At 64.5% G+C, this 11,290-nt stretch carries 11 protein-coding genes; 7 read left to right on the top strand and 4 right to left on the bottom strand.

Annotation, left to right across the window (positions count from 1 at the left end):
- Positions 1–219 precede the first annotated feature (219 nt).
- The 4 genes from AC066Y_RS23245 to AC066Y_RS23230 form a co-directional block, all read right to left on the bottom strand.
- On the bottom strand, positions 220–1,332 hold the full coding sequence (locus tag AC066Y_RS23245; protein WP_478275895.1) for an SMP-30/gluconolactonase/LRE family protein: 1,113 nt from the start codon (positions 1,330–1,332) through the stop codon (positions 220–222).
- A 160-nt stretch (positions 1,333–1,492) separates the two neighbouring features.
- Complete coding sequence (locus AC066Y_RS23240; protein WP_478275894.1) at positions 1,493–2,407, bottom strand: SDR family oxidoreductase; 915 nt, start codon at positions 2,405–2,407, stop codon at positions 1,493–1,495.
- A gap of 174 nt (positions 2,408–2,581) precedes the next feature.
- The gene (locus AC066Y_RS23235; RefSeq protein ID WP_229164452.1) at positions 2,582–3,721 is read right to left on the bottom strand and encodes a thiolase C-terminal domain-containing protein; all 1,140 of its coding nucleotides are present in this window, start codon (positions 3,719–3,721) and stop codon (positions 2,582–2,584) included.
- A 4-nt stretch (positions 3,722–3,725) separates the two neighbouring features.
- Complete coding sequence (locus AC066Y_RS23230) at positions 3,726–4,139, bottom strand: Zn-ribbon domain-containing OB-fold protein (protein ID WP_173641690.1); 414 nt, start codon at positions 4,137–4,139, stop codon at positions 3,726–3,728.
- A gap of 243 nt (positions 4,140–4,382) precedes the next feature.
- On the opposite strand from AC066Y_RS23230, the gene AC066Y_RS23225 reads away from it, so the two are divergent.
- The 7 genes from AC066Y_RS23225 (at position 4,383) to AC066Y_RS23195 (ending at position 11,081) form a co-directional block, all read left to right on the top strand.
- Positions 4,383–5,630 (top strand): amino acid ABC transporter substrate-binding protein, encoded by a 1,248-nt coding sequence (locus tag AC066Y_RS23225; protein WP_478275893.1) that lies wholly within the window; start codon positions 4,383–4,385, stop codon positions 5,628–5,630.
- Positions 5,631–5,675: 45 nt separating this feature from the next.
- On the top strand, positions 5,676–6,599 hold the full coding sequence (locus AC066Y_RS23220; protein ID WP_092125078.1) for a branched-chain amino acid ABC transporter permease: 924 nt from the start codon (positions 5,676–5,678) through the stop codon (positions 6,597–6,599).
- Entirely contained in the window at positions 6,592–7,512 is a 921-nt protein-coding gene (locus AC066Y_RS23215; RefSeq protein WP_478275892.1) for a branched-chain amino acid ABC transporter permease, read from the top strand. Before AC066Y_RS23220 ends, AC066Y_RS23215 begins: the two co-directional genes overlap by 8 nt.
- Positions 7,502–8,233 (top strand): ABC transporter ATP-binding protein, encoded by a 732-nt coding sequence (locus tag AC066Y_RS23210; RefSeq protein ID WP_478275891.1) that lies wholly within the window; start codon positions 7,502–7,504, stop codon positions 8,231–8,233. The genes AC066Y_RS23215 and AC066Y_RS23210 overlap by 11 nt, the downstream gene beginning before the upstream one ends.
- Positions 8,223–8,942: an ABC transporter ATP-binding protein gene (locus AC066Y_RS23205; protein WP_478275890.1), complete on the top strand. Its 720-nt coding sequence runs from the start codon at positions 8,223–8,225 to the stop codon at positions 8,940–8,942. Before AC066Y_RS23210 ends, AC066Y_RS23205 begins: the two co-directional genes overlap by 11 nt.
- A 110-nt stretch (positions 8,943–9,052) precedes the next feature.
- Positions 9,053–10,402, top strand: coding sequence for an amidase (locus AC066Y_RS23200; protein ID WP_478275889.1), 1,350 nt, complete (start codon positions 9,053–9,055; stop codon positions 10,400–10,402).
- Positions 10,395–11,081 (top strand): DUF2848 domain-containing protein, encoded by a 687-nt coding sequence (locus tag AC066Y_RS23195; protein WP_478275888.1) that lies wholly within the window; start codon positions 10,395–10,397, stop codon positions 11,079–11,081. The genes AC066Y_RS23200 and AC066Y_RS23195 overlap by 8 nt, the downstream gene beginning before the upstream one ends.
- Positions 11,082–11,290 lie beyond the last annotated feature (209 nt).

Raw genomic sequence — 11,290 nt, 5'->3', positions numbered from 1 at the left:
TTCGACGTATCCATCCCAATACGGATAATCTTTCTCACGGACGGTCTCCTTGTCTGAGATTTGCAACAACCTCATTCTGGCACACTGATGCCGTAGGGGGCCGTCCACACCATCAACCACGACCGGTCGTGTTGCCAGAAGCTGGAGCCCCAGCTTTTCAAACAATCGACACTGGTGGTTATGGGTCCCTGCTTTCGCAGGGACGACAGCGTGTTTACCTCAGCAATTATGCGCGCCCCTGGTCTCGACATAGACCGCGTAGAGCGACTGGCTTGCGGTCATGAACAGGCGGTTGCGCTTCTTGCCGCCGAAGGTGAGGTTGGCGCAGGTCTCCGGCAGCAGGATCTGGCCGATCCGCTGGCCGTCGGGTGCGAACACCTGCACACCATCATAGCCGGGTCCGACCCAGCCGGCGCCGACCCAGATGTTGCCGTCGATGTCGACACGCATGCCGTCCGGGAAGCCTGACTTGCCGTCCAGCGTCATGTCGATCAGCGTGCGCGGGTTGGAGAGCTTGTCGCCGTTGAGGTCGTACTGCCAGACGATGTTCTTGGCGTTCGGATAGTGCGTGATGCCGGTGTCGCAGACATAGACCTTCTTGTAGTCGTGGCTGAAGGCGATGCCGTTCGGCTTGAACGGTTCGTCGGCAACCTTGGTGATCTGCCCGGTCACAGCATCGATGCGGTAGACGGCTTCTTTCTGGTAGGGCTGGTTCGAGCCGGTGTTGGCGCGCTGGCCCTCATAGATCGAGATCGCGCCGTAGCCGGGATCGGTGAACCAGATCGACTTGTCGTTGGGATGCACGACCATGTCGTTCGGCCCGTTGAGCTGCTTGCCATTGGCTTGCTCGGCCAACGACGTGACGGTTCCGTCGTGCTCGTAACGCACCAATCGGGTGCGCTCGGCCGTGATCTGGCGGCCCTCGAAATCGAAGGTCGAGCCGTTGGCCTCGTTCGACGGCTTGTGGAACTGCTCGGAGATGTGGCCGTCGTCGTCGAGATAGCGCAACTGCCGGTTGGCCGGGATATCGCTCCACACCAGATACTGGCCCTGCGCGTTCCAGGCCGGGCCTTCCGCCCAGAGGCAGCCGGTGTAGAGCCGCTTGATCGCGGTGTTGCCGACCTTGGCCTTGAAGCGCTTGTCGTCGATCACGACGATATCCGGATCGGGATAGCGCTGCGGCTCCGCGTTGCGGCCGAAGTCGCGCGCTGCAGCATCGGATGCAGCCATCACAGTTGCAGCAATCGCGGTTGCGCCGCGCAAGATGGTTCGACGGTCGAACGCCTTCGCGCCGTCGCTCTCGTGTTGTTCAGTGTTGCTTGGATTTGTCACGAAAGTCCTCCCAGGCTTTTTGTTATCGGGAGGACGATCATGCGCCCGCAATTCGGGCACAATGCGGGCGCGCTATGAAGAAACAACCAAAGAGTGTTTCGCCCCGGCCTCGTGCGCGATTGCGCACGGCGTTCGCCGAGGCGACTTTTTCATAAAACTGTCAGATCGGATCCCAGGTGAAGACGTCGGCCGAGCGGTCGAGCTTGGTGAAAGATCCCTTCAGCGCCGGCATGCCGTGTTCGGCAATGGTCTCGGGCGTCCAGCCTTCGCCGCGATGAACCGAGCGCACCGGACGATGCTGGCCGAACAGGAAGATCTCGTTCATGCGCACGCCGAAGATCTGCCCGGTGACGTCCTTGGCGGCGTCCGAGAGCAGATAGGCGCAGACCGGCGCGATCTTCTCGGGGCCCATCTGCTTGATCTTCTCGACGCGCGCCTTCTCCGCGTCGGTCTCGGTCGGGATGGTGCCGATCATGCGGGTCCAGGCGAACGGCGACACGCAGTTCGAGCGCACGTTGAAGCGGCCCATGTCGAGCGCGATCGATTTCGACAGGCCGACGATGCCGAGCTTGGCGGCGGCGTAGTTGGCCTGGCCGTAATTGCCGATCAGGCCGGAGGTCGAGGTGAAGTGCACGAACGAGCCTGATTCCTGCTCGCGGTAGATACGCGCCGCGGCGTGGCTGACGTAGAACGAGCCCATCAGATGCACCTTGATGACGGCCTCGAAGGCTTCCACGCTCATCTTGTGGAAGATCATGTCGCGCAGGATGCCGGCATTGTTGACGACGCCGTCGAGCCGGCCGAAATGGTCGGTCGCGGTCTTCACGATCTTGCTGGCGGGAATGGCCTCCGCCACCGACTCGAAATTGGCGACCGCGGTACCGCCGCGCTTCTTGATCTCCTCGACGACTTCCTCGGCGGGCGCCGCGCTCGAGCCGCCACCGTCGGCCGCGCCGCCGGGATCGTTGACCACGACCTTGGCGCCCTCCGCGGCGCAGAGCAGCGCAATCTCGCGGCCGATGCCGCGGCCCGCGCCGGTGACGATGATGACTTTGTCCTGCAGTGATTTTGCCATGTGGGTTCTCCTGTGTCTTGTTGACCTCGCCCCGCTTGCGGGGAGAGGTCGGATCGCATCGCAGATGCGATCCGGGTGAGGGGGACTCTCCGCGAGTCCGAGTGTGTGGAAGCAGCCCCTCACCCCAACCCTCTCCCCGTAAGAATGGGGAGAGGGAGGAGGCGAGCAGCTCGCTTACTTCTCGTTCGTAAAGATGATCGTGCCACTCGCGGCGAACATGCCGCCGACGCCGTGGCAGACCGAGATCTTCGCATTCGGCACCTGCGCCGGCGCGATGCCGCGCATCTGCCGCACGCTCTCCTGCAATGCGTACATGCCGTACATGCCGGAGTGCATGTAGCTCAGCCCGCCGCCATTGGTGTTGAGCGGCAGCTTGCCGCCGGGGCGGGTGTTGCCGTCGGCGATGAACTTGCCGGTTTCCTCATGCGGCATGAAGCCGAGGTCGCCAAGACCGTAGAGCGGCAAATGCGCGAAGGCGTCGTAGATCATCAGGTGGTCGACGTCCTTGTGGGCGATGCCGGCCTCCTTGAAGGCGAGCGGGCCCGCCACCTTGAAGGCGCGCGATGAGTCAAATGTCTTCATCTGGCTGACCATCGGCGTCTCGACGCTCTCGCCGGTGCCGAGAATGTAGACCGGCTTCTGCGGGAAATCCCTGGCGCGATCGGCCGAGGTGAGGATCAGCGCGCCGCCGCCGTCGGTGACGAGGCAGCATTGCAAGAGCCGGAACGGATAGGCGATCATCCGCGAGTTCAGCACGTCGGCGACCGTGATCGGATCCTTCATGGTCGCGCGCGGATTCTTCGCCGCCCATTCGCGCTGCACGACGGCGACCATCGCGAGCTGCTCATGGGTGATGCCGTGCGTCTTCATGAAGCGCAGCACCGGAATCGGGAACATGCTCGGCGGTCCATACACGCCAAATGGCGACTCGAACTGGCCGTTCAGGCTATCGGGTGCGGTGAAGCGCGGCTGCTTGCCGATCATCGACTTGCCGCTCTCGGCATGCGTGATCAGCACGGTCTTGCAGAGGCCGGCCTCGATCGCGGCTGCGGCATGGCGGACATGCAGCATGAAGGAGCAGCCGCCGACCGAGGTGCCGTCGACCCAGGTCGGCGTGATGCCGAGATAGTGCGCCATCTGCTGCGGGGTCTCGACCGCGGTGGCGAAGCCGTCGATGTCGGACAGCTTCAGGCCGGCGTCCGCGATCGCATTCAGCGCCGCGTCCGCGTGCAGCTGGATCTGCGACATGTTCGGGATGACCCCGAGTTCGGTGGTTTCGGCCGCACCGACGACGGCAACCTGGTTCCTGCGCATCACATTACCCCTTTGCCGGGCGGAAGAGGGGAAGGGTGATCCTGTCGTCGAGTGCCTCGAAGGCGACCTCGAGCGGCATGTCGAGCTCGAGCGCTTCCGGCGTCTGCGGACAATCGATGATGTTGCTCATCATGCGCGGGCCCTCGTCGAGCTCGACGATGGCGATCGCGTAAGGCGGCGTGAAGCCGGGGGCGGCGGGACGATGGTTGATAACGTAGCTGTACAGCTTGCCCTTGCCGGTAGCCTTGAAGACGGAGACCTTGCGCGAGGCGCAGGAGGGGCAGAACGGCCGCGGCGGAAAGTAGACATTGGCGCAGGCGTCGCAGCGTTGCAGGCGCAGTTCGCCGGCCTTGGTGCCGTCCCAGAAATGCTGGGTCTCAGGCGTCGGTTTTGGTTTCGCGCGCGCGGGCTCGGCCATGTCGGATGTCTCCTCCCGAAATCGTTACAGTCTTGATGCGCCATTGGACCAACGGCCGTCAACGGTCCATCCACGCCCCGCGCAGCGGCCTGTGTCCCGCGCATGCCGCATATTCCGCCCCTCGCACAATTGCTAAGGCCGCGATGCTTGTGTCGCTCCGGTCCGGCGCGTAGAAGGGCCGCGGTCCAAGATACGTCGAAGACCGGTCCACGAAACGTCCAAGATGCCCGGGAGGATAATATCATGCTGAGGATCATCGGCGCGGCACTCGCTGCCAGCCTCGCATTTGCCACGCAGGCGATGGCCGCCGACGCACCGTCGGAGATCAAGATCGGCACGCTCTACGCGTCCTCGGGGCGCTACGCCTCGATCTCGATGCCGGTCTACAGCTCGCTCAAATTGTGGGTTGAGCAGAAGAACGCCGAGGGTGGCGTGTTCGTGAAGGCGTTCGACAAGAAGATCCCGATCAAGCTCGTCTCCTATGACGACCAGAGCAACACCGCGACCGCCTCGACGCTTTATAATCAGCTCGTCACCCAGGATAAGGTCGACCTCCTGGTCGCCGATTCCGGATCGGTGCTGACGGCGCCCGCGGTCGCTATCGCGCGCGACCACAAGATGTTCCTGTTCGACCAGACAGGCACCGGCGCGAGCTTCTTCTCCAAGGACAATCCCCACATCGCGCTGATGGCCGATCCGGTGTCGACGGTCTGGCCGAAGCCGGTGGCTGACTTCATCAGCCATGACGGCCCGGGCCTCGGCATCAAGAAGATCGCCATCCTGTACGCGACCAACGAGTTCACCGGCACCCAGGCCAACGCGTTCCGCAAGTTCGTCAAGGAGTCCGGCGCGCCGATCGAGATCGTCTACGACCAGGGCGTCCCGACCGAGACCACCAATTACAACGTCATCATCAACAATATCAGCAACACCAATCCCGACGCGGTGATCCATTTCGGCTACGCGCCGAACGACATCGCCTTCCTGCGCAACGTCCAGGACGTCGGCACCAAGTTCAAGATGCTGTTCGCGATCTATGCCGGTCTCGAGACCGAGCTGTTGGAGAAGAACGTCGGCGCCAAGGGCCTCGAGCACGTTTGGACCTATGTGCCGCCGTCCGAGCTGGACTACCCCGTCAATTTCGGGATGACCATGAAGGATTTCCGCGCCGCCTGGCTGAAGAAGTACAACGACGGCAAGATGGAGTTCGGCTTCAACGCGGTGGCGGGCTACACCACCGCGCTGGTGATCGAGAAGACGCTGTCGGTTGCGACCAGCCTCGAGCAGATGGAGCTGCGCCGCGCGGTGTTCTCGCTCAGCGGCCAGCTCAAGACGCTGGACGGCACCTTCGCGCTGGATGAGACCGGCGGCCAGATCGGCGAATTGACGCCGCTCGGCCAGCTCACGGTCGACGAGCACGATCACATCAAGTTTGTCTCGATCTATCCGCACGAGACCGCGACCGGCAAGCCGATCTATCCGGCACAGTGATGCAGGTGAGTGCGGCAGGCGTAACCTTCGGCGGCGAGCGATAGTATGACCTATGCGCTCGTTGCCGGCGTGCTGTTCGGGCTGTATTTCAGCCTGGTCGGCATCGGTCTCAACCTCGTGTTCGGCGTCATGCGCATCGTCAACCTTGCGCATGGCGACATCCTGATGCTGGGCGCCTTCATCGCGCTCGGCGTGGTCGGCATCGCCGGCATCGACCCGCTGTTCGCGGTGCCGCTCGCCTTTATGGTCTTCGTGCTGGCGGGCGTGCTGCTTTATTGGGTGCTGGTGCCGCGCCTGCAGGGCTCGGCCAACCCGGAAATGCTGTCGATCATCCTGTTCTTCGGCCTGTCGCAGGTGATCGAAGCCGTCACTACGATCTTCGCCGGCACCAGCGAGCGCTCGATCCAGAGCCGGCTGCTCGGCACCGTGTTCACGACCATCAAGGTCAAGTGGTTCGGCGGCAAGGCCGGCGGCGCAGGGCCGATCCAGATCTTCGGCCAGGGCTTTCCCGCGCCGTGGGTGATCGCAGCCTGCACCAGCCTTGTCGCGATCGCGCTGGTCTACCTCTATCTCTACCACACGCGGCTCGGCACCTTGACGCGCGCGGTAATGTCACGCCGTGACGAAGCCTTGGCGACCGGCATCGACGTCGATCGTGTCTCGGCGGCGGCGTTCGGCATCGGGCTCGGCATCGCGGCAGTCGCCGGTGTGTTCGCGCCCTTCATGTTCGGCTCGGTGACCCCGGCGTTCGGCGCCGACGCCACGGTGACGTCGTTTGCGATCGTCGTGCTCGGCTCGCTCGGCAATCCCTTAGGCACTGCGCTCGGCGGCGTCGTCTATGGCCTCTGCTACATGCTGGTGCAAACCTATCTCAGTTCCTGGGCCGACCTCTTGCCCTATGTGTTGTTGATCGTGATCCTGTTGTTGCGCCCGAGCGGTCTGCTCGGAAGGCGGGTGCGCGTTGCCTAACGTCTCCAAACACCTGCTGTTCATCCTGGCGCCGCTGGTGGTGGTGTTCGCACTGCTGCCCGGCGTCTATCAAAACCATCTGCTGCTGTTCAACTTCGTGATCTTCCTGATCCTCGCGCAAGGCGTGAACATCATCTATGGCTTCACCGGCTATCTGCCGTTCGGCTATGTCGGATTCTTCGGCGCCGGCGCCTACGGCTTTGCCATCATGGTGATGCACCTGCAGACGCCGGCGCCGCTGGCCGTGCTGGTCGGCGGCGTCGTCGCGGTTGCGCTCGGCCTGCTGCTGACGCCGCTGCTGCGGCTGTCGGGCGCGTATTTTGCGATCGCCAATCTCGCGGCCTCGCTTGCGGTGCTGCACTTCGTCGCCAACCCGGCGCTGGAGGGGATCACCAAGGGCCCCTACGGCGTGTCGCTGACCGGCACGTTCAACCCGAGCCATGCCTATTATGCGGCCGTCGTCGTCATGGCGCTGACGGTTGGCGCAGTGGTCTATCTCAAGAACTCGTCGTTCGGCCTGGCGCTGCAGGCCGTGCGCGAGGATGCCGTGTCGGCCTCGATGGCCGGCGTCAACATCATCAAGATGCGGGTGATCGCCTGGCTCGCCTCGGCGCTGGTCGCCGGCCTCGCCGGCGGCATCTACGCTTGGTACGTCTCGGTGTTCTACCCGGACAACGTGTTCTCCGGCGAGTTCAGCATCTTCGCGATCGTGTTCGCGCTGTTCGGCGGGGTTGCCACCATCACCGGACCGATCGTCGGCGTGCTGATCCTGTACGGCATCTACAATCTGATCGGCTTCACCACGCCGCAATATTTCCAGCTGATCTATGGCCTGCTGATCATGGGACTGGTGCTGTTCCTGCCCGCCGGGCTGGTGTCGCTGGCAACGCGCAGGGGGTGGCATGTCCCCTGAGCAAAACTCCATCCTCAAGGTCTCGAAGCTGGTCAAACGCTTCGGCGGCTTCCACGCGCTCGATGGCCTGAGCTTCCATGTCGTGCCGGGCGAGATTCTCGGTCTCGTCGGTCCGAACGGCTCTGGCAAGACCACGGCGATCAACGTGATCTCCGGCCTTTATGCGCCCGATGGCGGCGAGGTGGTGTTCGACGGCGCGTCCTCCGGCGGCGTCGCCTCGCACAGACTGGTTCACCGCGGTATCAACCGCACCTTCCAGGTGCCGAAGCCGTTCCTGTCGCTCACGGTACGCGAGAACATCCAGGTGGCGCTGGCCTATGGCGGCGCGACCGGCACGCCGCCGTCGATCGCCGAACTGCTCGACGAATACCGGCTCAAGGAGGTCGCCGACCGCCCCGCCGCCGATCTCAACAGCGCGCAGCAGAAGATGCTCGATCTGACCCGCGCGCTCGCGACGCGGCCGCGGCTGTTGCTGCTCGACGAGCTCGCCGCCGGTCTCAATCCGGCGGAGCTCGACTGGATCGCCGGCCGCATCAAGGCGCTGGCCGCGACCGGCATGGCGATCATCGTGGTGGAGCATCTGATGGGTTTCATCGAGCAGGTCACCGACCGCGTCATCGTGCTCAATGCGGGCAAGGAAATCTTCGAAGGCACGCTCGCGACCGCGGTGCGCGAGCCGCAGGTGATCGAGGTGTTCCTGGGAGGCGAGCATGCCCACTGATGCAGCGTCGCTTCTGGACGCCAGCGGCGTCGATGCCGGCTACGGCACCATGCAGGTGTTGTGGGGCGTCGATCTCGACGTCCGCCCCGGCGAGACCGTGTTGCTGCTCGGCGCCAATGGCGCGGGCAAGACCACCTTCCTGAAGTCGCTGGTCGGCCTGATCGAAGCCCGCAGCGGCCACATCAAGCTCGGCGGCGAAGACATCACCCAGATGCGATCTTCGGATCGCATGAAGCGCGGCATGACCTACATGTCGGAGCTCGCGGTATTCCCCGATCTGTCGATCGAGGAGAACATCCGCGTCGGCGCGCAGGCGCTCGGCCATGCCAATCCGGGCGCACGGGTCGACGAACTGTACGGCCTGTTTCCGGTGCTGCGCGACAAGCGCCGCGATCCGGCCTCCAGCCTGTCCGGCGGCCAGCGCAAGATGCTCGGCATTGCCAAGGCGCTATCGGCCGAGCCGAAGCTGCTGGTCATGGACGAGCCTTCAGCCGGGCTGTCGCCGCTGTTCGTCAAGGAGGTGCTGCGCGCCTTGTCGAGCCTGCAGGGCCGCGGCTTGGCGCTCTTGATCGCCGAGCAAAATATCGGTTTCCTGGAGATTGCCACCCGCGTATTCGTGCTGGAAGGCGGGCGGATCCGCTTCTCCGGCACGGTTGCCGAGATGAGCGGCAATGAAGAGCTGCACCGGGCCTATTTCGGGCTGAAGTGATGCCGGCGCACCGGTCTGGAAATCGGCGCCGGTTCGCGCGACAATCAGCTGCAAGATCTTTTGAATTGCCGGCCAGCAAGCCGTGAAGTGCAAGCCGTAAAGTGAAAGCCATGCCCAAAAATCCGACACTCGCCTCCCTTGCCGCCGACCTCGCCGGCGGCGCGACCTCCGCCCGCAAGCTCGTCGAGCAATGCATCGCCAGGATCGCCGATCCGTCAGGCGAGGGCCAGCGCACCTTCATCCATGTCGACCGCGACGCCGCGCTGGAAGCCGCCGACGCGATGGACCGGCTGCGCAAGGCTAACGCCGCGCCGTCGCCCTTCGCCGGCATCCCGGTCTCGATCAAGGACCTGTTCGACATCAAGGGGCAGGTGACGCGCGCAGGCTCCCGGGCGCTGGAGGATTCCGCGCCGGCGGATGCCGATGCGCCCGCCGTGGCGCGGCTCAAGCGCGCCGGCTTCATCGTGATCGGCCGCACCAACATGACCGAGTTCGCCTATTCCGGCATCGGCATCAATCCGCATTACGGCACGCCGAAGAGCGCCTGGAACCGGAGCGTCGGCCATGTGCCCGGCGGCTCGTCCTCGGGCGCAGCGGTCTCGATCGCCGACGGCATGGCGTTCGGCGCGCTCGGCACCGACACCGGCGGCTCTTGCCGGATTCCGGCCGCCTTCAACGGCATCGTCGGCTACAAGCCCACGCAGCGCCGGATTCCGCTCGATGGCGGCGTGCCGCTGTCGTTCACGCTCGACAGCTACGGCCCGCTGGCGAATTCAGTCGCCTGCTGCGCCGTGCTCGACGCCGTGCTGGCCGACGAGCCGGTGACGCCGGTCACCCCACGGCCGGTGAAGGGCATGCGGCTCGCGGTGCCGACCACGGTCGTGCTCGATGACCTCGACGATGCCGTCGCAAAGACCTTCGAGCGCGCGCTGGCGTCGCTGTCGCGCGCGGGCGCCTTGATCGAGCGGATCGAGGTGCCGGAATTGCTCGATGTCGGCGTGATGAACACCAAGGGCGGGTTTTCCGCGGCCGAGAGCTATGCCTGGCACCGCTTCCTGCTGGCCAGCAAGGGCGACATCTACGATCCCCGCGTCGCGGTGCGGATCCAGCGCGGCGAGGGTTTTCTTGCCGCCGACTATATCGACATTATCAACGCGCGGCGGTCGTTCATCGCCCGGACCGAGGCGCGCATCGCGCCCTATGACGCAATGGTGCTGCCGACCACGGCCAACCTGCCGCCGACCATTGCGAGCCTCGCCGATGACAAGGCATTCGCCACGGAGAATTTGCGCGCGCTGCGCAATCCCTCGCTGATCAACGTGCTCGACGGCTGCGCCATCTCGCTGCCCGCGCATCGCGAGGGCGAGGCGCCGGTCGGCCTGATGCTCGCCGCCGCGGGCGGTTCGGATCGCCGTATCTTCGAGCTTGCCGCCGGAATGGAGACCGTCATCCGTGTTTGATCTCACCTTCAATGTCGATGACAAGGGCGTCGCGACGCCACTCGCGCTCGAAATCAAACAGGCCGTGATCGCCGGCTGGACCGGCCGCGATCCGGTGGCGCGCGACAAGCATATCGCCGAGCTCGAAGCGCTCGGCATCGCGCGGCCCGCGACGACGCCGATCTATTACCGCTGCTCGGCGCGCCGGCTCACCTTCGCCGACACGATCGAGGTCTGCGGCGAGGACTCCAGCGGCGAGGTCGAGTTCGTGCTGATCGGCTGGCAGGGCCGCACCTTCGTCGGCTGCGGCTCCGATCATACCGACCGCAAGGTCGAGAGCTACAGCGTCACGGTGTCGAAGCAGATGTGCGACAAGCCTGTCGCCTCCGAGCTGTGGGAACTCGAGGACGTCATCGATCATTGGGACCAGCTCATCCTGCGGTCCTGGGCCACAATCGGCGGCCAGCGCGTGCTCTACCAGGAAGGCACGCTCGATCACATGCTGCCGGTGAAGGACCTGATCGCCCGCGGCTTCGACCAGGGCGCGCTGCCCGATGGCTGCGCGATGTTCGGCGGCACCTTCGCGGCCAAGGGCGGCATCCGCCCTGCCAGCCGCTTCGAGTTCGAGCTGGATGATCCGGTGCTGAAGCGGAAGATCAGCCACGGCTACGACGTGATCACGCTGCCGGTCAGGGGCTGATTTCCTTCCGCGCGTGATGCTGTCGAAAGCTAGTCGGCACTTTCTCCGCACGTCGTCCCTGCGAAAGCAAGGGACCCATACGCCGCTACTTTCGTAAGGGCACGCGGCCAGACGGCCTTCTTACAACCAGCACCTGTGGTTATGGGTCCCTGCTTTCGCAGGGACGACGCCGTTATTGTGGCGGCGTTCTCGACATATCTGGATCGGAA

This window comes from Bradyrhizobium sp. USDA3010 (assembly GCF_056429065.1).
The sequence above is the reverse complement of the archived record's forward strand: the minus strand, read 5'-3'. Positions and strand labels throughout refer to the sequence as shown.

Excerpts from the sequence above, each read along its gene's own strand:
- AC066Y_RS23205 (WP_478275890.1), top strand. The coding sequence starts at position 8,223 with ATGCCCACTGATGCAGCGTCGCTTCTGGACGCCAGCGGCGTCGATGCC.
- AC066Y_RS23230 (WP_173641690.1), bottom strand. The coding sequence starts at position 4,139 with ATGGCCGAGCCCGCGCGCGCGAAACCAAAACCGACGCCTGAGACCCAG.
- AC066Y_RS23240 (WP_478275894.1), bottom strand. The coding sequence starts at position 2,407 with ATGGCAAAATCACTGCAGGACAAAGTCATCATCGTCACCGGCGCGGGC.
- AC066Y_RS23235 (WP_229164452.1), bottom strand. The coding sequence starts at position 3,721 with ATGCGCAGGAACCAGGTTGCCGTCGTCGGTGCGGCCGAAACCACCGAA.
- AC066Y_RS23200 (WP_478275889.1), top strand. The coding sequence starts at position 9,053 with ATGCCCAAAAATCCGACACTCGCCTCCCTTGCCGCCGACCTCGCCGGC.
- AC066Y_RS23220 (WP_092125078.1), top strand. The coding sequence starts at position 5,676 with ATGACCTATGCGCTCGTTGCCGGCGTGCTGTTCGGGCTGTATTTCAGC.
- AC066Y_RS23210 (WP_478275891.1), top strand. The coding sequence starts at position 7,502 with ATGTCCCCTGAGCAAAACTCCATCCTCAAGGTCTCGAAGCTGGTCAAA.
- AC066Y_RS23225 (WP_478275893.1), top strand. The coding sequence starts at position 4,383 with ATGCTGAGGATCATCGGCGCGGCACTCGCTGCCAGCCTCGCATTTGCC.